Genomic DNA, 25,042 nt, shown 5'->3' with positions numbered 1-25,042 from the left:
TTTAGTTAAGGATATCATCATGTCTTCAACACGTATGCCAGCATTGTTTTTAGGTCACGGTAGTCCGATGAACGTGCTGGAAGATAATTTGTATACCCGCAGTTGGCAGAAGTTGGGGATGACATTGCCACACCCGCAAGCGATTGTCGTGGTTTCGGCTCACTGGTTTACCCGTGGTACAGGAGTGACTGCGATGGAGACGCCGCCAACGATTCATGACTTTGGCGGCTTTCCGCAGGCGCTGTACGACACCCATTATCCGGCTCCTGGCTCACCGGCTTTGGCTCAGCGATTGGTTGAGCTGTTAGCGCCAGTGCCTGTCACACTGGATAAAGAAGCCTGGGGCTTTGACCACGGCTCGTGGGGCGTACTAATTAAGATGTATCCGCAAGCGGATATCCCGATGGTGCAGTTGAGTATCGACAGTACCAAACCCGCCACCTGGCACTTTGAGATGGGGCGTAAACTGGCAGCACTGCGAGATGAAGGAATAATGTTGGTCGCCAGCGGTAACGTGGTGCATAACCTGCGCACGGTGAAATGGCATGGCGATAGTTCCCCCTATCCGTGGGCGACGTCGTTTAATGAGTATGTGAAAGCGAATCTGACGTGGCAAGGACCGGTGGAGCAGCATCCTCTGGTGAATTATCTCGACCATGAAGGTGGCGCGTTATCGAATCCAACACCGGAGCATTACCTGCCGCTATTGTATGTTTTAGGTGCATGGGATGGGCAGGAGCCAATTACCATTCCGGTCGATGGTATAGAAATGGGCAGTTTAAGTATGTTGTCGGTGCAGGTAGGTTAATAGATGAAGAAAACCGAAGCCAATTTCTGGCTTCGGTTTGCATTACCTTACTTTCTCAGCAGCTTGAGTCCCCATGCGCCGCTCATCACTAATAGCAGCAATAAGCAAAGACCAAAAGCCAACATACAGGCCTGAGCCATGTTCATAAAGTGCCACGGCGGTAGCAGATACCAGCCTTCAGATTGCTGATACATCGCCACAAACCACTGCTGCATACTGCTCAGTGTGACGCCATCGGGAACGATTGGCGCATCATAGCCGCAATCCCCGGTAGGTTTGAACCAGTTTGGTGCCCACTGTGCCAGCGGCAGGTTAAAGGGGAAAGTTGGATCGGTAGAGCAACCCTGAACGCCAAACAGTGAATCGGGATCCGGGTTATGCACCGCATGGTGGATATCGTTCAGTTTGAATGAAAACTTCAGCCCCATGATGCTGCCGTAAAATGCCATCACGCAGCCAATTAGCTTAAGGATGATGTTCTTCGGGTTGATCGCCGCAACCAATCCTCCAATAACCATCACAAACATGGCATAGCGAATGTATACACATTGCTCACAGGGGGCCATGTAGAGATAGATCTGGAAGAAAGAGTGCGCCAGGATAATTAACGCGCCCATCGCAACGGCCATTAACAACCACAAAAAGCGTTGCTCCTGCCATCTGACCAGTGTGTCGACTGGTGATGTGCGAAGGTCTTTCCACATTCCCTTAATACCCATAGCCTGTTTCCCTGTTATTTGCTTGCTAACTCACGGATAAGGTCTGCCATCGCGTCGATGGATTTGATGCTCTTGGTGTAGATCAAATACTTACCATTAACGACGTAAGCCGGAACCCCCTGGATTTTGGCGACTTCATAAGAGGCTTTCCATTTTTCCAGTGTTTCTTGTACCGCTGGCTCTTTCAGTGCAGCTTCAAAATCCGCCTGGCTCATACCAGCAGCATCCAGACCCGTTTTGATAAAGGCTGCGGGATCTTTACCGTCAGACCAGCGTTCTTTTTTGTCGTGATAAGCCGCGTAGTAGGCAAACTTGGCTTTCTTAAACTGAGAGTTAGCATCAAATAAGGAAATACCTGCTGCTTTATCTTTATTGATCAAGACAGCAAAGACTTCGCTCGCCTGTTTACCGTATTCGCCTTTGGTTTCCAGATGGAACGGCGTGAAAGCAACGACATCTTTCACTTTTTCCGATACCGGACCGGTAACCGCTTTGTCGTACTTGTAACAGAACGGGCAGGCGTAGCTGAATACCTTAATCAGCGTTTTGTCGGCATTCGGAATCGGTTTTTCCAGTACCATATAATCCGTGCCTTCGGTAAATGCAGAAGCAGTAAATGAAACCGCCAGAGCTGCAGTAAGCAGTACGCTTTTAAACAGTGATGAGATCCCTAATTTCGACATTTTTATTCCCTTCTTAATTATTTAAACATCTGTTTTGGACGGACTAACAGCGCACGGTAGTGAGTCTGGTTGGGTTTATCAGACATCACGTCGATTTCCACTTTCACTTCTTTGGTTTTGTAGTCGATCTCGTTCAACTTGCCGACGGTCGGCTGACCGACGTCAAACAGATGAATGGAGCCGCCGAAGCCGAACATGGTGTCACGGTCAGCCTGGTATTCGATAATGGAGGTGATTGGGCTATAGAAATCGTAACCACGTTCTTTACCGTATTCCCAAACTTGCTGAACGGTACCTTTCTTCTCATCAATCTTATATTCCACAAAACGGGAATATTTCATGGTTGGTAAGGCAGGTTGTTCCAGATGGCGACCGTCGCCGTTATCAAAAATAGTGAGTGTACCTTTGCTGGAGATCCATGCGGTATGCTGGGTATAGGTAAAGTCGAAGTCTGAGTTTTCACACAGGCCATTTTCGTTACAGGTGATCGGCTTACCGTTAGCGTCAACGGGTTTCAGCAATTTGCTGGCCAATGGTTTTTCCCAGCCTTTCGATGGGGCAAGGATCCATTTCACTTGTTTATCACGACCAATTTTCACAACGCCCTGGTGACGAGAAGAGAGGATAATTGAGTCATCTTTCGCGTCATAGGCGATGGAGTTGACGTGCGCCCAGTTACGACCTGGTCCTACACCCAGCGCGTCGCCAAACGGTGTATCTGGCTCCAGTTTTGCCTGCTGTCCGGCGTGAGCAAGGTCAACGTTGACGCAAACTGCGCCTGCATCCAGTGCACCGAGCAGAGCATCACGTTTCGGATCGAGGATCTTCGTCAGATCCCATACATCGACAACACGACCAGATTTATCGACTTCGAGGATATGGTCACGAATGGTGGTGACGTGTACGCCGTCATCGCGACGGTAGTTACTTTTACCTACGCGCAATAGTACCGTACCATTAGGCGTCTCAATGGATTCATGAGTGGCGTCAGCGAATCCGCGCGGCAGTTTATGATCTTCCAGCACCTGACCCATCATGTCGAACTCGTACCAGTGCTGGCCTTGTACTGCGGTAAAGGTGCCGCGTGGTGTTTCGCGGATACCCATCAGATAACCACGTTTGTTGATATTACGGTCACGGCCATCGTAGAAGGTGTCTTGATCCAGCCACCAGCGGTATTCACCTTCGGTATCGACAATGAAAGTAAAGGGCGCGATATCAAAGGGCAGTGCGCCGGTGGCCGGACCTGCATCGAGGATCCCTGCATTTTTATCTTTCTCACCGTGCCAGTGGAGATCGGAACCTTGTGCAGTAAAGGTGTGGGTATTAACCAGATAGAGGCGATCTTCAAAACCAGGTGCGACTTTAACGACTTTGGTCTGCTGTAGATCAGAGATGGAACGGTTATCCATGTAATTGTTGACGATGGCTGAAGTTTGCACCACGTAATCATCTTTCATGGCCTTGCCGTTTTCTTTCCACTCAACGGTCACTTTGTTGGCAAATTTCTGATAAAGACCAAAAATCGGTACACCATCGTAAGTTTTTAGTGACTCCTGGCCCACGGAATAGCTGATTTCAACGCCTTTTTCGCCCTTCCCGTGGACGGTAACTTTGACGTCAGAAATGACGTGGCTATCTAAGTCAACCAGAGCGGTCAGTGGTGCATTGCCGTAGGGATCGACAATGATTGCACCGAGTTGCCCGGCAGGTGGTGCAGGTTTAAAACCCGCCGCCATTACGCCAGTTGCAGACAATCCCAGGGCTAATGCTACTGTTCCGGCTACCAGTGTTTTTCTATATTTATCAAACATGGATATATCTCCTTATATAACGCAAATATATAATAATGATGAATATCGACTGTTGAGATGGTACTAATAAATTTGTTTTGTGAATGAATAATGTAACTCTAATAAAATATGAGAATGTTTTGCTGCTTTTGAATATGTTGTTATTTGTTGAAACAACTATTTATTTTTAATGGATAGTAGGGTGGCGATATATCAATAACAATGTTCAATATTGCGTAGTGTGATCTCTGCGACATTGTTTTTTAATTATTAAATTAAAATATGAAGAGATAAAAACAAAATATTTAATATATATCAATGTGTTATGCGGTGATTTATTTACTTACTTTAATTGCAATATCACTTACATATGACGATTTAACATTAAATTGGTTATTAATGTTAAATAAAAGTTGGAGATGTATGGATTTATATATTGATGGAGATTATAAATGATGGATTATGAAAAGTTGCCCCGATTATCGGGGCAATATTAAGCAGTATTATTCAACAAAAATATGTGGATAAAACCGAGACATATCCTGGGTGATCAACGCACGGTCTTCACGAATGCCAATTCCGGCGGGTTGATCGTTCACCAGCCAGCTACCAATCAGCATATAACTGTCGCCAAATTTTGGTAACGGATGGAATTGCTGAACAATCATGCCTTCTTCGCCATACGGACCTTCTGCTGCTTCAATGGTTTTGCCATTCTCGATAATCGACACGTTTGCGCCTTCACGCGAGAAGATTGGCTTAACCACATATTTTTCCATTTCTGGATAATCATCTTCAGCAAAATAAGCGGGCAACAGGTTCGGATGATTCGGGAACATCTCCCACAGTAGCGGCAGAAGTGCTTTGTTGGAGATAATGCTCTTCCACGCCGGTTCCAGCCAGCGTACGCCAGCATCTTCCAGCTTGGTGGAGAACATCTCGCGCAGCATAAATTCCCATGGATAAAGCTTGAACAGGTTAGCAATCACCTGATCCTGCAAATCCGTGAACTGACCTTTTTCGCCTAAACCAATATCGTCGATGTACAGGAACTCGGTAGCGATTTCAGCTTCCGTCGCGCAGTCCTGCAAATACTGGATGGTGCCACGATCTTCCACCGTGTCACGACAGCAGGTGAGATGCAGCAACTGGAAGCCATACTGTTCACGCAGCTCGACAAAGCGATCGATCAGCTTTTCTTGCAGACTGTTAAACTGGTCGCTGCCTTCCGGCAGGTTGCCCGCGTTAAGCTGATCTTCCAGCCAGATCCACTGAAAGAATGCTGCTTCATACAGTGACGTGGGCGTATCAGCGTTATTTTCCAGAAGTTTAGGTTCGCCAGTGCCATCCCACGCCAGATCAAGGCGTGAATAAAGCGACGGCTGGTGCGTCAACCATGACTGACGCACAAAACTCCACGTGTGCTTTGGAATGCGGAATTTGGTCATCAGCTCATCGCTGGAGATCACTTTTTCCACCACTTTCAGGCACATCTGGTGCAGTTCGGCGGTGACGTCTTCCAGCTTTTCAACCTGGGCGAGGGTCAACTTGTAGTAAGCATCTTCACACCAGTACGGCTCGCCGTACATGGTGTGAAAATTGAAACCGTATTCGTGGGCTTTTTCACGCCAGTCTGGGCGCTCGGTAATACTGACTCTTTCCATCGGTATCAGCCACCCATTGAACGAGAAGAGGTGCCGGTTGCGCTACGCTGCATAGTGCTTTGTTTGGCAACAGATTCACCAAAACCGCCGCGGGTAACGGTAGTGGTGGTCGCCGGTTTTGGTGCCATTGCCGTCTTCGGTACGGTCATGGTGCGGCCTGGCTGGGCTGCGCCATAGTTTTTACCAGTCGCGTCGGTATATTTACCGTAAGCCGGGCTGGCTGGGTTTTTCGAGGAGAACAACGGCTGCTGTGCAAATCCCGCGCCGCCGCCCATCAGACGTCCCATCATGTAACCGGCCATCAGCGGCATCCAGAAACTCCCGCTGGATTGCTGGGCCTGCGCCTGGTTTTCAGGTGCCATGCCAGCCTGGGCTGGTGCCTGCTGGCACTGACCTTCACCAAATTCGGCAATACAGTCTTCACGAGTGGCGTATTTCGGCGCAGTACGTTCTGCTTCTTTCAGCGCATTGTTGTACGCGGTGGTACATTCGGCGCTTTTGCCTGGGTTTGCAGCTGAACAGTCGTCAGCATTTTGATAGAGAGACACTGTTTCATCACTCTTTTCACAGCCTGCCAGCATAAAAACAGTAGCAACAGCGAGAGCGACAGGTGTCAGGTGGCGTGCGCTCCAGTTTTTGCGGAACGATGCGTGGCGTATGGATTTTGTCCGTTTCATTTTTGTCTTCCAGGACCAGTGGTAAATACCCATCAGAATAGAGGATGGCTGGTCGAAATTGAAGCGAGAAGGGGGAAGAATGCGGCAGATAACCCGTATCTTTACGTTGCCTTACGTTCAGACGGGGCCGAAGCCCCGTCGTCGTCATCAGTTACGGAAAGGGTTATGACCGTTACTGGTGTTAGTGCGTGCGGATGCTTGCTGAACGGCTGGAGCCGGGCTATCAGGTGCATAACCATCAGCAATAGCATTCTGTTCTGGCGTTTGCGGCGCGACGTTTTCCGGGTTAGTGGAAACCGGTTTGCTCAGCGCATTGTTCAGTGCCAGCAGATCCTGCTCGTTCAGCGTACCCAGAGCTGATTTAATATTCAGCTGGTTAATCAGGTAGTTATAACGCGCATTCGCCAGTTCTTGCTTGGCGTTGTACAGCGTAGTGGTCGCATCCAACACGTCAACAATGGTACGCGTACCGACCGAGTAGCCCGCTTCCATTGCGTCTAAAGAGCTTTGGGCGGAAACCACGGCTTGTTTGTAGGCGTTAATGCTACTAATAGATGCATTAATGTTGTTGAAGGAGGAACGCACGGTCTGCACTACGCTACGATGGGCGCTTTCCAGTTGCTCGCTGGCACCGACAAAGTTGTACTGTGCCTGTTTCACCTGCGAGTTAACCATTCCGCCCTGATAAATCGGCAGCGAGAAGCTTAGACCCACTTTGTTCTGACCCATATTGCTGTCGTCATATTGGGTACCTGTCGCACCACGGGTTTTTGAACCGCTGTAAGAGGTGTCAGAAATTCCGGTAGAGGCCGTCAAATCCAGAGTCGGTAAGTGACCGTCCTGCGCTTGGCGAATTTGCTCGCGCGCCAGATCCTGGCTCAAGCGTGCCTGTAACAGCGACAGGTTGCGTTTTTCGGCTTCTTTCAGCAGCGCGTTAACCGGCTGTGGCTTGTCGGTCTTGAAGTTTTCGACGTTCAGCGCCGCCAGTTCCGGATAGTAGTTACCGGTGATCTGACGCAGCTGCTCAACGGCGTTGTCGAGGTTGTTACGTGCGGTCACTTCGTTCGCCAGCACGGTATCGTACTGTGCGCGGGCGTTCTGCACGTCGGTGATCGCCACCAGGCCCACGTTAAAGCGTTGGGTGGTTTGATCTAACTGACGGTAGATTGCCTCTTTTTGTGCCTGAGTATAAGAAAGCACGTCAATGGCATTCAACACGTTGAAATAAGCGGTCGCGGTGTTGAGGATCAAAGTTTGTTGATCGGTCTGGTAAGTGACGTCCTGAATACCGGCAGCTTTTTCCTGCAAGGTCAGTGCGCGCCATTTCGACATATCGAAAATGGACTGGGTCAACTGCAGGGACGCACTGGTTGCGTTAGAGTTGATGCCGTTCGCGTCGCGGTAGCCGTTGCTGTAGGTGTAATCTGCACCTAAACCTAGCTGTGGCAGTAATGGACTGCGAGCTTCATTAATTTTTTCAAAGGCAGCATCACGATCGGCGGCAGACTTACGCAATTCCGGGTTACTAAGGCGTGCTTGCTGATAAACTTGCATCAGGTTCTCGGCCTGGCTCAACGAACTGAACCCAGAAAGGCTCAGGCCGATAAGAATGGGGAGCAATTTCTTCATTTGCATTCCTTGTGGTGAAGCAGTATTTAGCGCGATCAAACTGTAAAATTATTGCGGATTCTAGCAGAAGCCGCTACCGCAAAAGGTTGGCGTTACGTGCCATAGGGCGTTAATGTGCCTCAATTTAACACATGACTGCTCAAACGGCAGTCAAACGTCGCTGAAATTCACATTTTATTCACTATTAGTGCCAGGACATTAGCCATGCTTAAGCCAGACAACCTGCCCGTTACATTTGGCAAAAACGATGTAGAAATTATTGCACGAGAAACACTTTATCGCGGCTTTTTTTCATTAGATCTTTATAGATTTCGTCATCGTTTATTCAACGGGCAAATGAGTCATGAGGTCCGGCGGGAAATTTTTGAACGCGGTCACGCCGCAGTCTTGCTACCCTTTGACCCAGTGCGCGATGAAGTTGTACTGATTGAGCAGATACGAATTGCCGCGTATGACACCAGCGAAACGCCCTGGTTACTGGAAATGGTTGCCGGGATGATTGAAGAAGGTGAGAGTGTGGAAGATGTTGCCCGTCGCGAAGCGATTGAAGAGGCGGGACTAAAAGTGAAACGGACCAAACCGGTGTTAAGTTTCCTGGCAAGCCCGGGCGGCACCAGCGAGCGTTCGTCAATTATGGTGGGCGAAGTGGACGCCACGACCGCAAGCGGTATTCACGGTCTGGCTGATGAAAACGAAGATATTCGCGTTCATGTGGTAAGTCGGGAACAGGCATACCAATGGGTAGAAGAGGGGAAAATCGACAACGCAGCGTCGGTCATCGCTTTGCAATGGCTGCAACTGCATCATCAAGCGTTAAAAAATGAGTGGGCATAAATGAAGCGTTACACACCTGACTTTCCTGAAATGATGCGCCTGTGCGAGATGAACTTTTCACAATTGCGCCGTTTGTTACCGCGCAATGACGCACCCGGTGAAACTGTAAGCTATCAGGTGGCAAACGCACAATATCGGCTAACGATTGTGGAATCGACCCGATACACTACCCTGGTGACTATTGAACAGATTGCGCCAGCGATCAGTTACTGGAGCCTTCCGTCGATGACAGTGCGTCTGTATCATGACGCGATGGTGGCTGAAGTGTGTTCAAGTCAGCAGATTTTTCGCTTCAAAGCGCGGTATGATTATCCTAATAAAAAGTTGCATCAACGCGACGAAAAGCATCAAATTAATCAGTTTTTAGCGGACTGGTTGCGATACTGTTTAGCACATGGAGCGATGGCGATTCCGGTTTATTAGCGTCGTGAAACCTAAGGACACCATTTGGAAAGCCTGTTAACCCTTCCTCTGGCTGGTGAGTCCAGAGTCAGGATTTTACAAATTACCGATACTCACCTGTTTGCGCAAAAGCACGAAGCCCTGTTAGGGGTGAACACCTGGGAAAGTTACCAGGCGGTGCTGGAGGCGATTCGCCCACACCAGCACGAATTCGACCTGATTGTCGCGACAGGTGATTTAGCGCAGGATCAAACGGCTGCGGCCTACCAGCACTTCGCTGAAGGTATCGCAAGTTTTCGTGCGCCCTGCGTCTGGCTGCCGGGCAACCATGATTTCCAGCCTGCGATGTACAGCGCGCTACAGGACGCGGGTATATCTTCAGCGAAACGCGTGTTTATCGGTGAACAGTGGCAAATCCTGTTGCTGGACAGCCAGGTGTTTGGCGTACCGCACGGTGAGCTAAGCGAGTTTCAACTCGAGTGGCTGGAACGTAAACTGGCCGATGCGCCAGAGCGCCATACCTTGCTTCTGCTGCATCATCATCCGTTGCCTGCGGGCTGTAGCTGGCTTGACCAACACAGTCTGCGTAACGCGGGTGAACTGGATAACGTGCTGGTGAAGTTTCCGCACGTCAAATATCTGTTATGCGGCCATATCCATCAGGAACTGGATCTCGACTGGAATGGTCGTCGCCTGCTGGCAACGCCATCGACCTGCGTGCAGTTTAAGCCGCACTGTTCCAACTTCACGCTGGACACTATCGCGCCCGGTTGGCGTACGCTGGAACTCCATGCCGATGGTACGCTGACCACAGAAGTACACCGCCTGGCAGACTCCCGTTTCCAACCAGATACCGCTTCAGAAGGTTACTGATGTCGACGCTTCTTTATTTACACGGTTTCAATAGTTCGCCGCGTTCTGCGAAAGCGAGCTTGTTGAAAAACTGGCTGGCGGAACATCACCCTGACGTTGAGATGATTATTCCGCAGTTACCGCCGTATCCTTCCGATGCGGCAGAACTGCTGGAATCCATTGTCCTGGAACATGGCGGCGATTCGCTGGGGATTGTTGGTTCGTCACTGGGCGGGTATTACGCCACCTGGTTGTCGCAATGTTTTATGCTGCCCGCAGTGGTGGTAAACCCGGCGGTGCGCCCGTTTGAACTGCTTACTGACTATCTCGGTCAGAACGAGAACCCCTACACCGGGCAGCAATATGTGCTAGAGTCTCGCCATATTTACGATCTTAAAGTCATGCAGATTGACCCGCTGGAAGCGCCGGATTTGATCTGGCTGCTGCAACAGACGGGAGATGAAGTGCTGGATTACCGCCAGGCGGTGGCGTACTACGCTTCCTGCCGCCAGACTGTTATAGAAGGCGGCAACCACGCATTCACGGGCTTCGAAGATTATTTCAACCCGATCGTCGATTTTCTTGGTCTGCACCATCTCTGACGATCAACTCGAATTACTAACTTAAACCATGACGCAAACTTATAACGCTGATGCCATTGAGGTACTCACCGGGCTTGAGCCGGTTCGCCGCCGTCCGGGGATGTATACCGATACCACTCGCCCTAACCATTTGGGGCAAGAAGTCATTGATAACAGTGTGGATGAAGCACTGGCCGGTCACGCAAAACGCGTGGACGTTATTTTACATGCTGACCAGTCGCTGGAAGTGATTGACGATGGCCGTGGAATGCCGGTGGATATTCACCCGGAAGAAGGTGTTCCGGCGGTAGAACTGATTCTTTGCCGTTTGCACGCGGGCGGTAAATTTTCTAACAAAAACTACCAGTTCTCTGGCGGTCTGCACGGCGTGGGGATTTCGGTGGTTAACGCCCTGTCGAAGCGCGTAGAAGTTAACGTGCGCCGCGATGGTCAGATTTATAACATCGCCTTTGAAAATGGCGAAAAGGTGCAGGATTTGCAGGTTGTTGGTACTTGCGGTAAACGCAACACAGGCACCAGCGTGCACTTCTGGCCGGATGAAACTTTCTTTGACAGCCCGCGCTTCTCTGTTTCCCGTCTTACACATGTGCTGAAAGCCAAAGCGGTACTGTGCCCGGGCGTTGAGATCACTTTTAAAGATGAGATCAACAACACCGAACAACGCTGGTGCTACCAGGACGGTCTGAATGATTACCTGGCGGAAGCGGTAAACGGCCTGCCGACGCTGCCGGAAAAACCGTTTATCGGTAATTTTTCTGGCGATACCGAAGCGGTGGACTGGGCGCTCTTGTGGCTTCCTGAAGGTGGCGAACTGCTGACCGAAAGTTACGTCAACCTGATCCCAACGATGCAGGGCGGTACGCACGTTAACGGTCTGCGTCAGGGGCTGCTGGACGCGATGCGTGAGTTTTGCGAATACCGCAACATTCTGCCGCGCGGCGTGAAGCTGTCGGCGGAAGATATCTGGGATCGCTGCGCCTATGTGCTGTCAGTAAAAATGCAGGATCCGCAGTTTGCCGGGCAGACCAAAGAGCGTCTCTCTTCGCGTCAGTGTGCGGCATTCGTTTCGGGCGTGGTGAAAGATGCCTTCACCTTGTGGCTGAACCAGAACGTTCAGGCGGCTGAACTGCTGGCGGAGATGGCGATTTCCAGCGCCCAGCGCCGTATGCGTGCGGCCAAAAAAGTGGTGCGTAAAAAGCTGACCAGCGGCCCGGCACTGCCTGGCAAACTGGCAGACTGTACCGCGCAGGATCTTAACCGTACCGAACTGTTCCTTGTGGAAGGGGACTCTGCAGGCGGATCTGCCAAGCAGGCACGCGATCGTGAATATCAGGCGATCATGCCGCTGAAAGGTAAGATCCTTAACACCTGGGAAGTTTCTTCCGACGAAGTGCTGGCCTCACAGGAAGTACACGATATTTCGGTAGCGATCGGTATCGATCCTGACAGCGACGATCTTAGCCAACTGCGTTATGGCAAGATCTGTATCCTGGCGGATGCTGATTCCGATGGTCTGCACATTGCCACGTTGCTCTGCGCCTTGTTTGTAAAACACTTCCGTACGCTGGTGAAACACGGTCACGTATATGTAGCGCTACCACCGCTCTACCGCATTGACCTTGGTAAAGAGGTCTATTACGCCTTGACGGAAGAAGAGAAAGAGGGCGTGCTCGAACAATTAAAACGCAAGAAAGGCAAGCCAAATGTCCAGCGTTTTAAAGGTCTGGGTGAAATGAACCCGCTGCAACTACGTGAAACTACGCTCGACCCGAACACTCGCCGTCTGGTGCAGTTGACCATCGACGATGAAGACGATCAGCGTACCGACGCGATGATGGACATGCTGCTGGCGAAGAAACGCTCGGAAGACCGCCGTAACTGGTTGCAAGAGAAAGGTGACATGGCGGAGATTGAGGTCTGATGATCTTCCCGTCAGGAGAATAAAACATAGCCCGGTATACACGCGTATACCGGGCTTTTTTTATCAAAATTCCATTTTCACCGTGAATTGTACTTCACGCGGATCGCCAATCTGATTACCCAGATTATTTGTGGCGATGGAAGAGGTGTAATACGTTTTATCAAACAGGTTTTTGACGTTTAATTGAAGAGTGACTGGATACTGCAATTTCATTTTGTATGCGGCGAAGGCATCGGCAACAAAATAGCCTGGCAGATAATAGTCAGCCCCATTGGTTGCCGAACGACGGCTTACGCCATGTCCGCCACCGCCAAACGTTAGTGTGTTATTGCCAGGCATGTTATGAATGTCATAGGTCAGGAATAGCGAACCGGTATGACGAGGAACATTCGGCAATGGTTTTCCTGCATAATCAGGATCTTCCAGAACCTTAGCATCGGTATAGCCGTAGCTGGCAATGATATTAATGTTTTCTGTTAATGCTCCTGCAAGGTCGACTTCTACCCCTCTTGAACGAACGCGGCCCGCCGTTTTGGCGATGGTTTCATCACCAATACTTTCGGTATACAACACATTACGTTTATGGATATCAAACAGCGCAATATCTGCGGTTATACCATCGAACAGCTCGAATTTTGCCCCGACTTCGTAAGCATTAGATGATTCCGGTGGAAGATCGCCGATGTAGCTGGCAATTGACGATTGCGGCATAAATGTTTGCGAATAATTGGCAAATAAAGATACCGATGGCGTCAGTTTGTAGACCAACCCCAGTTTGGGCGTCCATTGTTCATCGCGGCTGTCAGTATTGACATTAAAAGGACGGCCTTTACCCGCATATTGCGTGTAATACTGATAGCGGAGCCCGGCGACAGCAATCCAGTTATCTGTCAGATAGAGCGCATCCTGTACATAAGCTGAGTAGCTCTCCTGTTTGATCGTCTGATCGCTGTCCGACGCCGAAACCGTTGTGCATTTGCTGCTATTGCCATAAACAGGATTGTAGATATTGAAATCTTTAGCGTTTTTACAGCGAATCATATCTGTGCGCAGAAGATCATAATATTCATATGACACCCCACCCAGAATCTCATTATAGAATCCAGCAATATCAACATTCCCTTGCAGATCCGCACGAGTAGAATGCATACGCTGGGTAGATCCCTGAGTTGCATCAACACGCCGTGTCAGCGTTCCTGTCGTTGCATCATACGCGGTAACACGAGCCTGATTATCGCTGTATTTATCCTGGCTGTAGCTGTAATCAAAGCGCGCTGTCCACTGGCTATTGAGATGATATTCTGCGTTGAGTTGCGCCAGATCGGACTGACCATCTGTAATATTAAACGGTTCGTCGAAACGTATTTTTCGATCAACGTTGACGGGCTGTTTCGTCGTAAGGTCGAAAATCGTTCCACGATCGAACGGCGTTTTATAATCCCGATGTGAATAGAGCATGGTTACTGTTGCATTATCACCAAACCAGGTGAGTGATGGGGCAATAAATGTGCTGCGCTCTTTACCGAAATTCCGCCAGTAATCTTCATCTTGCACTTCCCCCGTCAGGCGATATGCCAGCTGAGTACCTTCAATAGGGCCAGTGATATCCAGTTGCCCAGTGCCTCCGCCAAAACTGGAGGAAGTGGCTGAGACAGTACCATGGAATGTTTTTTCCGGGCGCTTTGTCACGACGTTAATCAGTCCGCCAGGATCGAGAATGCCATACAGCGTGGAGGCCGGACCTTTTAGCACTTCCACACGTTCAGTTGCAGCGTTGAAGCTACGAGGAAGTACGGTTCGCAGACCATTGGTCATGATGGAGCCATCCCGGTTAGCACCAAACCCACGACGTACAAAGGCGTCCTGAGTTCCGCCTAATGTATTGGTCTGTACCACGTTACTGACGTTATAAAGCGCCTCATCCAGCGTCGTCGCATTCTGATTTTCCAGAACCTGATCGCTAACCGTATTGACCACCTGCGGGATATCCAGCATCGGCATATCGGTTAATGTCGCCGTGGAGGTGCTCAGAGGTTGATAACCATCGGTCGCCTCAGTTGCGGTATTTGCATCCGCTGTAACAGTGATTGTTTCGCCATCTTTGGTCGTTACAGTGTCGGTTGCATGAATCATCGGTGCTGCAAAGAGCAGTGAAAAGAGCGCCCGACCTTTGATTCCTGAGAATGAAGGTGTGAACTTAGCCATTTAGTCTGTTATCCCAAAAACTCACGGATTGTCGCGAGTGAAAATTGTTTCTTGTTGCTCACTAAGCACTATCCGTTTGTTATTTCGCCATCGGATATGTAATTGAGAATCATTCAATCACGCGGTGATGTAGTAGTAAATGAGAAATAACAAAAAATTGCTACATGTGTTTTTATGAGAGGTTAATGCAATTAAATTGATGGTAACTTATTAATATTTAATGGTTTTATTTTTATATTTAAAAATATTTCACCTGTTATTTACCTTGTTTTTGTATGGCTTTTAACTTCTTGACTACTACATTTTGTGGCGTCAAACTCTCAAAGGAGAATGAGTTTTATTTTTGTTTGTCTTTGATTAAGTTGGCGTACACGTGGCACATAACGCAAAAGGGCAGGGGCTGATCCTCGACAATGTTTCTGCCGGGTATCACAAGAAAATCATTGTTGATGGTGTTTCTTTCTCCGTTCCCACAGAAAAAATGACCGTTCTGGTTGGGGCAAACGGCTGTGGAAAGTCGACGTTGCTCAGCACCATTGCACGTATCTTGCAACCCATGGGCGGCGCGATATTGCTGGATGGTAAAGCGATTCACGAGCAACCAACGAAAGCGTTATCCCGTAGACTTGGGATCTTGCCGCAGTCGCCATTATTGCCGGAGGGCTTAACCGTTTATGAACTGGTGTCGCGTGGGCGTTTTCCCTGGCAAAATTTCATACGTCAATGGAGCGACGCCGATGAGCTGGCGGTAGAAGAGGCTCTGAAATTAACCGGTACGCAGGAGTTTGCACATTTACCTGTTGAAAAACTCTCTGGTGGGCAGCGCCAGCGTTGCTGGATTGCGATGGTGTTGGCGCAAAAGACGCCTTATATCCTGCTGGATGAACCCACAACCTGGCTTGATTTACGTTATCAGGTTGAAATTCTTGAGTTATTACATGATTTAACGCGTCATCACGGGCGTACTGTCGTCGTGGTGTTGCATGATCTGAATTTTGCCGTGAATTATGGTGATACGTTGATATTTTTACGCCAGGGGAAAGTGGTGCGTGTGTTAAATGAGGGGGAACATTGCACGCCTGAGCTGGTAAAAGCGGTTTTTGACGTTGATGTTCACGCATCAATAAATCCTCTGACGGGGAAACCGTTCTTCATGCCGTTTCGTGGTGTAGAAAAAGTATGATGCGCACGGGGCTGGTTACTGTTTTTTTCCTCGCCTTACTGTTGGTGGGATGCGTGGTATATCCAGGGATTGGTGCCCGATTTATTGCACCACAAACGGTGTTGCAGGCATTTCTTCATTTTGAACCGCAAAACTTCGATCACAACGTAATTGTAAGACTCCGTTTGCCGCGTTTAGCTGCAGCATTGCTCACCGGTGCTTCTCTTGGTGTTGCTGGTGCTTTGTTGCAGGCTGTCATTCGTAACCCATTGGGAGAGCCACATATTTTAGGCTTAAATGCCGGAGCCGCCCTCGCTGTCGTTGCAGCCAGCGCGCTTGGACTGGCCTTTCCGGTTGGACGTCCACTGCTGGCATCTGCGGGAGGCGCGTTATTGTTCCTGTTGATATTGCTGCTTTCCTCCGCAGGGCGTTCAGGGTTAACGCCAATGAAAGTTACTTTATGCGGCGTGGCGCTATCGGCGTTCGTGTCCTCAATAACGGCGGCAATCCTGATTCTTGACGAACAAACCTTGCTGGCGATGCGGACATGGCTAGCTGGTGATTTAGCAGGGCAGGATTGGGCGACGCTGGGTACGTCCGCCTGGTTTTCTCTGGGGGGATTTGTATTAGCCCTTTACCTCGCGCCCTCTCTTAATATGCTGGCTCTGGGCGATCGCATGGCGCAGGGGCTGGGCGTCTCGGTACTCCGCACGCGAACATTCACCCTGCTTGCGATCGCGTTGCTCTGTGGCGCAGCCGTATCGATTGCTGGCCCCATTGGCTTTGTCGGCCTGTTGGTACCGCAGATTGTCCGGCGTCTGGTATCAGCGGATCTGCGCGTTCTGCTCCCTCTTTCAGCCTGTGTCGGTGCCTTACTGTTATTACTGGCAGATATTATTGCCCGGACGCTTTTCACGCCCCATGAGTTAGCGACCGGTGTCATGACGGCGTTAGTTGGTGCGCCCGTTTTTGTCATTATGGCGACGAGGATGTTCAAATGAGTCGGATAATGAACGTCGGGCTACGCCCACTACGTGTTGGTAAGTTTTCGACGCTGGTACGCCCTAAAAATCTGGTGTTGCTTGGTGGGCTGTTTCTGTTTGCAGTTGGAATACTGATATTCGGTCTGATGCATGGCTCTTTCTCCGTCCCGGCATCGGAAGTAGGGCGAGCGTTGTTTGCTCCAGAAAACGTAAGCACAGACGCACGTTATATTGTGCAGGATATTCGCTTGCCGAGAGTCATCATGGCATTGCTATGCGGGGCCATGTTAGGTATGGCGGGGGCCGCAATGCAATCCATTGCGCGTAACGGCCTTGCCGATCCCGGTTTAATCGGCGTCAAAGAAGGATGTAGCGTGGCGGTGCTGTGGCTGATTTTCCAGTTTCCCATGCTGGGAATGTTCTGGCGTCCAGTGGCTGGTCTTGCTGGTGGCTTGTTGGTGGCTTTAATCGTGATTTTTTGTGCGCGCGATATTTCCCGCCCGCGATTTGTTCTGATTGGCATTGGTGTTTCCTGGTTTTTCGCCGCCGGTATCGGTGTATTTATGACCACTGCAGATGTTCGAGATGTACAAACTGCATTGATGTGGTTATCGGGAAGCCTGCATGCAGCTAACTGGATGTTAGTCGGTATTTCAGCCTGTTGGATGTTGCCAGCCGCTCTTTTATTGCTGTTCACCGCCAGGACGGCGGATATCGCTCTGCTTGGTCATCAGGTTGCAACCGGGTTAGGGGGGAATAGTTCTCGTCTGGCGTTGTTACGTGTAGCCGCACCAATAATCCTGACAGCCGTCTGCGTTTCGTGTGTTGGTAACATCGGTTTTGTCGGATTGATAGCACCCCATATATCACGTTTTATTCTACGTGGCGGGCAGACGACATTACTGCTGGGGAGCGCCGTATCGGGGGCGTTGTTAGTTATCCTGGCGGATAGCATTGGTCGTTTGGCTTTTTTGCCTTTGCAACTGCCTGCCGGAATCATTATTTCATTGATTGGTGGACCATTCTTTTTGCTACTGCTCTGGCAGCGCAGGAACAGTTTTTAACGGGAGTTATATGCGTTTATTTTTTTCTCTGCTGATACTGTTGTCATTTTTTGCCCGCGCGACAGAACCTGTTCAGGTGTTTACCGATGATTTAGGGCGCAAAGTCACAGTGCCCGCACATCCAAAGAGAATTGTCTCTTTACACGATCTTGATATCACTATTCCTCTGATTGAGCTTGGTGTACCTCCTGTCGCCAGCCACGGGCGAACACGGCCTGACGGTAGCCATTTCATTCGATCAGGCGCATTACTGACAGGTGTCGACTTCGATAATTCATCGATCGCCTTCATTGGAACAGCCGACATTGATATTGAAGCGATTGTGGCGGCAAAGCCTGACCTGATCATCACAGAACCGACCCGTAATACGCCTATTGAACAACTGGAAAAAATTGCGCCCACGGTGAGCATTGATCATCTCAAAGGGGGGGCGCCAGAAATCTACCGCAAGCTGGCAGAACTTACAGGAACACAGGCGCAGCTGGCGATACTTGAACGCCGCTATCAGGCACAAATCAATGCGCTGAAGGCGACGCTGGACAGCCAAAAAATAACGGTATCGGTGATTCAGGCAAATCAGGGAAAAATTAATGTGATGCATAGCTATCATTCGCTGGGGCGGGTATTACGCGATGCGGGTTTTCGCTTTCCACCGCTGATTGAGAGCATTCCTGAAGGTGGGCGAATGGATGTGAGCGCGGAGCGTTTGCCTGAACTGGATGCCGATTTTGTTTTTGCAACCTGGCGCGGTGACACCGGTGGTAAACCTCAGGATGAGCTGGCAGCAATGGAAAAAGTCATGCCGGGGTGGTGTCAGTTTCTGACGGCCTGTCGTTCAGGACGCTATGTGTTGATTTCTCGTGAAGAGGCGATTTCTAACTCCTTTGCATCTCTGGGGCTGATGGCTGCGCAGATACAATCACAAATTGCGGGACGACCTCTACCGGAGGCCAAATGATTCAGAAAGACAAAACGCGGGTTGATATTTATGGTGAGCGTTTTCGCACTCGCGCGAGTCAGCTAACGCCTGGGTTAAGAGCCGTCGCCAGCTACATTAATGAGCATCGTGAAGTGATACTCGAGCAAACGGCGATGGAAATTGCGGCCACGTTGAACACTTCCGATGCCACAGTGATTCGGGCTATCCAGGCCCTGGGATTTGCCGGGCTGCGCGATTTGAAACGCACTCTGGAACAGTGGCTTGGTCCAGCCCTTAGTTCCAGCGAAAAGATGTCTACGACGGTGAGTAACTTGACGAGCGATGTTAACACCGCAATCGACTTTGTTCTTGAAGGGCATTTGTATACCTGTAATGTCCTGTCAGAGCCTGAAAACCGCCACGCGCTTGCGCAAGCGGTAGCGTTGTTGGTGCAGGCACGGCAAGTCGCAATTTTTGGCATTGGCGCTTCGGGGATTCTGGCGGACTATACCGCACGACTATTCAACCGCATAGGCTTGCCTGCCACGGCGCTAAACCGTACGGGTATTGGCCTTGCCGAGCAATTGATCGCGCTTCAGCGAGGTGATGTTCTGATCATGATGGCGCAAAAATCTGCGCACCGGGAAGGGCTGACAACGCTGCGTGAAGCGAGACGGCTGGGGATCCCTGTTATTTTGCTGACAAACGCGCTGGATTCACGTTTTAGCAAAGACGCCAGTATCGTGATTCATGTTCCGCGCGGGGATGAAAAGGGGAAAACGCCACTACATGGTACGGTATTGTTGTGCCTGGAAATGATTGTCTGGTCGGTGGCTTCCGCGATGCCGCAGCGTGCGGTTAAAACCATTAAGCGAATTAACGATTTCCATCGGGGTTTGAAAACGGGAAGAAAGAATGGCTAATCTGACCTGAGGCCGGTAGCAACACCGGCCTCTTTTCAGGAAGGTTAAATCCCCGGTTGCAGGATGCGGATATTCATCTCCAGCACATCGCCTTTTACGGCCTCGCTGTACGCTTTCATGTGCGGGGTCTGCAAGTGCGCTTCAAGATGCGCGATACTTTCCCACTGCTCAATCATCACGATAGAGTCCGGCGCCATAGACTGGAAACTCACGCCAGCAGCGCAATCCACCATCGGCGCATAGCCGTGGCAACCTTCTTCCTTCAGTACGGTTGGAACGATTTTAGCAAATTGATCCAATACCGCCTGACGGTGATGTTGACCAGGACGAGTACGGATTTCTGCGATTACGGTAATCATGGTTAACTCCTTCTAAAGCCAGAGCCCTAGTTAACCAAAAATCTCTACAAGATGCTTGCGATATTCTTCAGTATAGCGGGGAACATCAGGCATTTTTATCACATCATTAGCGATAAATGTCGGCAGCGGTTCCATACCCAGGAATTGGTTTGCTTTATGGAACGGCAGATACACGCCGTCAACGCCAACGCCGTGGAAGAATTGGTCTTTTTCGGTGAAGGCTTCCATTGGTGCGTTCCAGGTCAGGGAAAGCATATATTTTTTGCCCTGTACCAGGCCGCCGGAGCCGTATTTTTTCGACGGATCTTTGCGGGTACGACCATCGCTGGCATACAGCGTGCCGTGACCTTCGGTGAACACATCATCGATATATTTCTTCACCGTCCACGGTGCGCCCATCCACCAGCCTGGCATCTGCCAGATCACCACATCAGCCCAGAGAAAGTTTTGTACTTCGGCTTTGACATCGTAGTCGCTCTCGGCGCGAACGATGCGGACATCATGCCCGAGGTCGCGCAGCGTGCCATCCGCGACTTCGGTCAGGGTGTCGTTCAGTTGACCATTGGAGTGGGCGAATTTTTTCGCGCCGTTGATAATCAGGATGTTGCTCATTTTTTATCCTCAAGGTGAGACGTTTGCCGACTATAGTACGTCACAGAGCGGTGCGGTGAAATTAGCAAAATGTGCAAAGTCTTTTGCGAATTTTGCAAAAATATCACCACTACCAGCGCACCTTCGCCTCAAATCCACCTTGTTCCGCATTCCCAAACACAACATTCATGCCATGTAATTTGGCGATTCGCTGGACAATCGACAGCCCAAGCCCGCTGCCGGTAGCGGTTTGTCCAGGGGGGCGGTAGAAACGTTCACCAATTCGCGCCAGTGCCTCTGGTGTCACACCGGGGCCGTTGTCTCTTATGGTGAAATTATCTGCATTCAGAGTGACGTCCACCACGCTGCCCTGTGGACTGTAACGTACTGCGTTATCCAGCAGATTTCGGACCAGTAGACTTAGCAATAGCGGTTGCCCGGTGCGTTTGATGCCGTGGGCATTGAGCGTCAGCCGCACGTCAATTTTTGCCTGCTGCGCCGTGTGGTAGATATCCATCACTGCCGATTGCAGGAGATCCTCAAGCGGAATCTCCGTGACGTCCTGAAGATTATCCAGCGAATCCAGCCGCGACAGGGTGAGCAATTGATCAACCAGGCGGGTAGCGCGATCGATCCCCGAATGTAATTGCATTAGTGCTTTTTTCCGTGCCTGTGGATCATCATCGGAAAGCTGTGCGACTTCGGTTTGCACTTTCAGCGCCGTTAATGGGCTGCGCAGTTCGTGAGCTGCATCAGAGGTAAAGCGCCGCTCACGGATCATCATCGCATGTGTACGATCGAACAGTTGATTCAGCGACTCGACCAGTGGACGCACTTCGCTGGGTACACCTGCGGTGTTAAGTGGTTTTTCTGAGTCGGGATCGCGCAAACGTAGCGCAAGCGCCAGTTTGTTCAGCGGCGAGAGTTCACGACCCAGCAGTACCATCATGATGATTAACATAATGGGTAACGCAACGAGCCACGGGATCAATTGCCCGGCGACAATCGCCAGCGCCATGTCTTCACGGTATTCCCATTCCTGACCTACAACGATGCGGTATTTACCATCAGACGACGTCATCCAGACAAAACGCCAGGGATCATCTTCATCTACCAGTTGACCGTTAGTAAATCCTTCACGTTGATAGTGATAGGGAATATCCTCCCCGTTGTCGCCATCGTTGAGCACCATTTTTCCATCGTGGGTAAAGATGGCAAAGGTTAGCGCATCATCATCTACATGACCGTGTTTGAATTTCTTCGGCGCTCTTGCCATACGATCTGCCGCGTTGATTTCGTTGAGATCGAGCGTACTTAACCGTTTGGCAAACAGCATTAACTGGGTATCGAACAACTCGTCGACGTTATCCGTTGTTTGCTTCCAGGCGACAAAACTGGAAAGCAGCCAGGTCACCGAGGCCAGAATCAAAAAGATCAGCGTCAGCCTGACTCGCAGACTAAGGCGTTGGGTAAATTTCATTTCTCACCTAATGTGTAGCCTATACCGTGAACGGTACGAATAAAGTCACTGCCGAGTTTGCGCCGCAGATGATGCACATGCACTTCGACGGCATTGCTGGTGACCTCTTCGTCCCAGGTATACAGTTTTTCTTCAATCAGTTTGCGCGGCAGTACCCGACCGGCGTTGCGCATCAGGAGTTCCAGCAGGGCAAATTCTTTTGGTTTTAACGTTAAGGGTTCACCTGCCAGGGTGGCGATACGTTTGCCGGGGTCAAGCATTACGTTGCCGTGGTGTAACTCATTACTGACTTGCCCGTTGCTTCGACGCATCAGGGCTTCCAGCCGGGCGGCGACTTCTATCAGCGCAAAAGGTTTGCACAGATAATCGTCGGCCCCCAGGCGCAAACCTTCTACGCGCTCCGCCAGTGCGTCGCGCGCGGTCAGGATCAGTACCGGCTCACGTTGACCTTTTTCTCGCCATTCGCGCAAAATATCGCGGCCATCCATTCCCGGTAAGGTTAAATCCAGAATTACCGCGTCGTAAGGTGCGCTATAGAGCGCCTCTTTTCCCTGACGACCTTCCGTAAACCAGTCGACGCTAAAACCCATCTTACTCAGACCTGTTTTGATGCCATCGCCAATCAGCATGTCATCTTCTATCAGTAAAATTCGCATCTTTTCATCCCTGCGATAACTGTATTTGTTGCAAGTAAACCGTGTTGTAACGTGCTCTGTACAGCCCTAAATTTTCTTTTTTTTCCTTAAGAAGTTGTTAAGGACTATCTTGTTTAATGCTCGGAAACAGACATTAAAGGGAGTAACAAACATGAAAAAATTCGCAGCAGCAATTGCAGTAATGGCCCTGTGCAGCGCACCGGTAATGGCAGCAGAGCAGGGTGGTTTTTCTGGCCCATCGGCAACACAAAGTCAGACCGGAGGATTCCAGGGGCCGAACGGCAGCGTAACTAACGTAGAAAACGCGAAATCTCTGCGTGACGACACCTGGGTAACCTTGCGCGGGAATATCGTTGAGCGCATCTCTGACGATCTGTACCTGTTCAAAGATGCCAGCGGCACCATCAATGTAGATATCGACCACAAACGCTGGAACGGTGTGACGGTAACGCCGAAAGATACGGTTGAGATTCAGGGCGAAGTGGATAAAGACTGGAACTCTGTTGAAATTGACGTTAAACAGATCCGCAAAGTAAACCCGTAATTTTACCGCTCCCGGGACGCGTTCCCGGGAATAATTTCGCAGGGAGGCAAAATGAAAAACCAGACCTTGAAAGTAAGTGTTATCGATTTTCCATCCACCCATGTGGCGATTTTGCCGCATCGCGGTAGTCCTGAGTTGCTCAACTACAGCGTGGCGAAATTTATCATGTGGCGCAAAGAGACGGGGCTTTCCCCTGTTAATCAAAGCCAGACCTTTGGCGTCGCCTGGGACGATCCTGCCACCACCGCACCAGATGCGTTTCGCTTTGATATCTGCGGCAGTGTTAACGAACCGATTCCGGAGAATCGTTATGGCGTGAGTAATGGTGAACTTACTTCGGGGCGCTATGCCGTTGCCCGCCATGTTGGCGATCCGGATAACATATCTCATACCATCTGGGCCATCATTCGCCGCTGGCTTCCTGAAAGTGGTGAGAAAATGCGTAAAGCACCGCTCCTGTTTCACTACACCAATCTTGCCGAAGAGATGACAGAGCAGCGACTGGAAACGGATGTTTATGTGCCGTTGGTGTGATGGGGAATCTTGTGAGCCAAATGTGTCTTTGTGCTTGATAAGTGGGTCGTTAACGAAAAGATTACTGCTCGCAAAAATTCTAAGTACCGCGATGCAGAGCATACCGTTTTGCAGCAGGTCGAGTATCTGGCCCTGGATAATTCGGTCACTGGCTATAACCGCTATCGCGCGGGAGAGGTCGATCTTACCTGGGTTCTGGCGCAGCAAATTCCCGCTATTGAAAAATCACGGCCTGGCGAGCTGCAGATTATCCCGCGTCTGAACAGCGAATATTACAATTTCAACACGCGGAAACCGCCGTTTGACGATGTGCGTGTCCGGCGGGCGCTATATCTGACGGTCGACAGGCCGTTAATCGCGCAAAAGGTACTCGGGCTGCGAACGCCTGCAACCACGCTGACGCCGCCAGAGATAGAAGTTTTTAGTGCGACGACGTTCGATGAATTGCAACAGCCAATGAGTGAGCGCGTCGCGACGGCAAAAGCCTTGCTGAAACAGGCGGGATACGACGCCTCTCACCCGCTACGCTTTGAACTGTTCTACAACAAATACGATCTGCATGAGAAAACGGCGATAGCCTTGTCTTCCGAATGGAAAAAATGGCTTGGCGCACAGGTGACGCTGCGCACGATGGAGTGGAAAACGTATCTTGATGCCCGGCGTAGCGGTGATTTCATGTTGTCGCGGCAGTCGTGGGATGCGACGTACAATGATGCTTCCACTTTCCTGAACACGCTTAAAAGCGATAGTGAAGAGAACGTCGGTGACTGGAAAAACACGCAGTATGACGCGATATTGAATCAGGCGGCGCAAACCACTGATGCGGGGAAACGTAACGTGCTGTATCAACAGGCCGAGGCCATTATCAACCAGCAGGCTCCGCTCATTCCCATCTACTATCAACCGCTGATCAAACTGCTTAAACCCTACGTTGGCGGTTTCCCGCTGCATAATCCTCAGGATTATGTTTACAGCAAAGAGTTGTATATCAAGGCACATTGATGCCTTTATCGCCGCCGGAGCACGTCCGGCGGCGCT

General features: G+C 50.3%; 24 protein-coding genes and 1 pseudogene. 14 read left to right on the top strand and 11 right to left on the bottom strand.

Annotated elements, in window-relative coordinates:
- Window positions 1-19 precede the first annotated feature (19 nt).
- The gene (gene ygiD, locus AACS80_RS08695; protein WP_167852416.1) at window positions 20-808 is read left to right on the top strand and encodes a 4,5-DOPA dioxygenase extradiol; all 789 of its coding nucleotides are present in this window, start codon (window positions 20-22) and stop codon (window positions 806-808) included.
- A 47-nt stretch (window positions 809-855) separates the two neighbouring features.
- Here the strand turns inward: ygiD and dsbI are convergent, their stop codons facing one another.
- From dsbI to tolC, 6 genes are all read right to left on the bottom strand, one after another.
- Entirely contained in the window at window positions 856-1,527 is a 672-nt protein-coding gene (dsbI, locus tag AACS80_RS08690) for a protein-disulfide oxidoreductase DsbI (RefSeq protein ID WP_130218214.1), read from the bottom strand.
- A 14-nt stretch (window positions 1,528-1,541) separates the two neighbouring features.
- On the bottom strand, window positions 1,542-2,210 hold the full coding sequence (locus AACS80_RS08685; protein WP_000040018.1) for a thiol:disulfide interchange protein DsbA/DsbL: 669 nt from the start codon (window positions 2,208-2,210) through the stop codon (window positions 1,542-1,544).
- Window positions 2,211-2,227: 17 nt separating this feature from the next.
- Entirely contained in the window at window positions 2,228-4,024 is a 1,797-nt protein-coding gene (locus AACS80_RS08680; RefSeq protein WP_130210365.1) for an aryl-sulfate sulfotransferase, read from the bottom strand.
- A 482-nt stretch (window positions 4,025-4,506) separates the two neighbouring features.
- Complete coding sequence (locus tag AACS80_RS08675; protein ID WP_130210363.1) at window positions 4,507-5,667, bottom strand: glutathionylspermidine synthase family protein; 1,161 nt, start codon at window positions 5,665-5,667, stop codon at window positions 4,507-4,509.
- Window positions 5,668-5,672: 5 nt separating this feature from the next.
- Window positions 5,673-6,344, bottom strand: coding sequence for a DUF1190 family protein (locus AACS80_RS08670; RefSeq protein WP_000831534.1), 672 nt, complete (start codon window positions 6,342-6,344; stop codon window positions 5,673-5,675).
- A gap of 147 nt (window positions 6,345-6,491) precedes the next feature.
- A complete protein-coding gene (gene tolC / locus AACS80_RS08665) occupies window positions 6,492-7,973 on the bottom strand; it encodes an outer membrane channel protein TolC (protein WP_130210361.1) in 1,482 nt (493 codons plus the stop codon).
- 204 nt (window positions 7,974-8,177) lie between these two features.
- Here tolC and nudF point away from each other — a divergent pair, with 204 nt between their 5' ends.
- From nudF to parE, 5 genes are read left to right on the top strand one after another with little or no spacing between them, the layout of a single operon-like run.
- On the top strand, window positions 8,178-8,807 hold the full coding sequence (nudF, locus tag AACS80_RS08660) for an ADP-ribose diphosphatase (protein ID WP_021564655.1): 630 nt from the start codon (window positions 8,178-8,180) through the stop codon (window positions 8,805-8,807).
- The gene (locus AACS80_RS08655; RefSeq protein ID WP_000833390.1) at window positions 8,808-9,230 is read left to right on the top strand and encodes a DUF1249 family protein; all 423 of its coding nucleotides are present in this window, start codon (window positions 8,808-8,810) and stop codon (window positions 9,228-9,230) included.
- Window positions 9,231-9,254: 24 nt separating this feature from the next.
- A complete protein-coding gene (cpdA, locus tag AACS80_RS08650; RefSeq protein ID WP_130218206.1) occupies window positions 9,255-10,082 on the top strand; it encodes a 3',5'-cyclic-AMP phosphodiesterase in 828 nt (275 codons plus the stop codon).
- On the top strand, window positions 10,082-10,663 hold the full coding sequence (gene yqiA, locus AACS80_RS08645; protein WP_000105733.1) for an esterase YqiA: 582 nt from the start codon (window positions 10,082-10,084) through the stop codon (window positions 10,661-10,663). Before cpdA ends, yqiA begins: the two co-directional genes overlap by 1 nt.
- Window positions 10,664-10,691: 28 nt before the next feature.
- Complete coding sequence (parE, locus tag AACS80_RS08640; RefSeq protein WP_130210353.1) at window positions 10,692-12,584, top strand: DNA topoisomerase IV subunit B; 1,893 nt, start codon at window positions 10,692-10,694, stop codon at window positions 12,582-12,584.
- Between the two features lie 63 nt (window positions 12,585-12,647).
- Here the strand turns inward: parE and AACS80_RS08635 are convergent, their stop codons facing one another.
- Window positions 12,648-14,789 carry a TonB-dependent siderophore receptor gene (locus AACS80_RS08635; RefSeq protein WP_135410467.1) on the bottom strand — a complete coding sequence of 714 codons (2,142 nt, stop codon included), beginning with the start codon at window positions 14,787-14,789 and terminating at the stop codon, window positions 12,648-12,650.
- A gap of 373 nt (window positions 14,790-15,162) precedes the next feature.
- On the opposite strand from AACS80_RS08635, the gene AACS80_RS08630 reads away from it, so the two are divergent.
- From AACS80_RS08630 to AACS80_RS08610, 5 genes are read left to right on the top strand one after another with little or no spacing between them, the layout of a single operon-like run.
- Window positions 15,163-15,972, top strand: coding sequence for an ABC transporter ATP-binding protein (locus AACS80_RS08630; RefSeq protein WP_135410466.1), 810 nt, complete (start codon window positions 15,163-15,165; stop codon window positions 15,970-15,972).
- A complete protein-coding gene (locus AACS80_RS08625; protein WP_135410465.1) occupies window positions 15,969-16,952 on the top strand; it encodes a FecCD family ABC transporter permease in 984 nt (327 codons plus the stop codon). The genes AACS80_RS08630 and AACS80_RS08625 overlap by 4 nt, the downstream gene beginning before the upstream one ends.
- Window positions 16,953-16,960: 8 nt before the next feature.
- Window positions 16,961-17,998, top strand: a complete 1,038-nt coding sequence (locus AACS80_RS08620) for a FecCD family ABC transporter permease (protein WP_135410525.1) — start codon at window positions 16,961-16,963, stop codon at window positions 17,996-17,998.
- A gap of 10 nt (window positions 17,999-18,008) precedes the next feature.
- Complete coding sequence (locus AACS80_RS08615; RefSeq protein WP_130261294.1) at window positions 18,009-18,956, top strand: iron-siderophore ABC transporter substrate-binding protein; 948 nt, start codon at window positions 18,009-18,011, stop codon at window positions 18,954-18,956.
- Complete coding sequence (locus AACS80_RS08610) at window positions 18,953-19,840, top strand: MurR/RpiR family transcriptional regulator (protein ID WP_135410464.1); 888 nt, start codon at window positions 18,953-18,955, stop codon at window positions 19,838-19,840. The genes AACS80_RS08615 and AACS80_RS08610 overlap by 4 nt, the downstream gene beginning before the upstream one ends.
- A 44-nt stretch (window positions 19,841-19,884) precedes the next feature.
- On the opposite strand, the gene AACS80_RS08605 is transcribed toward AACS80_RS08610, so the two are convergent.
- The 4 genes from AACS80_RS08605 to qseB all read right to left on the bottom strand — a co-directional run bounded on the left by AACS80_RS08605 (window position 19,885) and on the right by qseB (window position 22,926).
- Window positions 19,885-20,199 (bottom strand): putative quinol monooxygenase, encoded by a 315-nt coding sequence (locus AACS80_RS08605; RefSeq protein ID WP_000633737.1) that lies wholly within the window; start codon window positions 20,197-20,199, stop codon window positions 19,885-19,887.
- A gap of 30 nt (window positions 20,200-20,229) precedes the next feature.
- Window positions 20,230-20,811, bottom strand: coding sequence for an NADPH:quinone oxidoreductase MdaB (mdaB, locus tag AACS80_RS08600; protein ID WP_000065441.1), 582 nt, complete (start codon window positions 20,809-20,811; stop codon window positions 20,230-20,232).
- A gap of 109 nt (window positions 20,812-20,920) precedes the next feature.
- Window positions 20,921-22,270, bottom strand: a complete 1,350-nt coding sequence (gene qseC / locus AACS80_RS08595; RefSeq protein ID WP_135410463.1) for a quorum sensing histidine kinase QseC — start codon at window positions 22,268-22,270, stop codon at window positions 20,921-20,923.
- On the bottom strand, window positions 22,267-22,926 hold the full coding sequence (gene qseB / locus AACS80_RS08590) for a quorum sensing response regulator transcription factor QseB (RefSeq protein WP_130261290.1): 660 nt from the start codon (window positions 22,924-22,926) through the stop codon (window positions 22,267-22,269). The genes qseC and qseB overlap by 4 nt, the downstream gene beginning before the upstream one ends.
- A 151-nt stretch (window positions 22,927-23,077) precedes the next feature.
- On the opposite strand from qseB, the gene ygiW reads away from it, so the two are divergent.
- The 3 genes and pseudogenes from ygiW to AACS80_RS08575 all read left to right on the top strand — a co-directional run.
- Window positions 23,078-23,470 carry an OB fold stress tolerance protein YgiW gene (ygiW, locus tag AACS80_RS08585; protein WP_096251400.1) on the top strand — a complete coding sequence of 131 codons (393 nt, stop codon included), beginning with the start codon at window positions 23,078-23,080 and terminating at the stop codon, window positions 23,468-23,470.
- 51 nt (window positions 23,471-23,521) lie between these two features.
- The gene (locus tag AACS80_RS08580; protein ID WP_135410461.1) at window positions 23,522-24,004 is read left to right on the top strand and encodes an AraC family transcriptional regulator; all 483 of its coding nucleotides are present in this window, start codon (window positions 23,522-23,524) and stop codon (window positions 24,002-24,004) included.
- 27 nt (window positions 24,005-24,031) lie between these two features.
- A pseudogene (locus tag AACS80_RS08575) lies at window positions 24,032-25,006 on the top strand (ABC transporter substrate-binding protein); the annotation flags it as partial.
- Window positions 25,007-25,042 lie beyond the last annotated feature (36 nt).

Origin of the sequence: Escherichia sp. E4385 (assembly GCF_963883145.1) — a bacterium.
Taxonomy (GTDB): domain Bacteria; phylum Pseudomonadota; class Gammaproteobacteria; order Enterobacterales; family Enterobacteriaceae; genus Escherichia.
The sequence above is the reverse complement of the archived record's forward strand: the minus strand, read 5'-3'. Positions and strand labels throughout refer to the sequence as shown.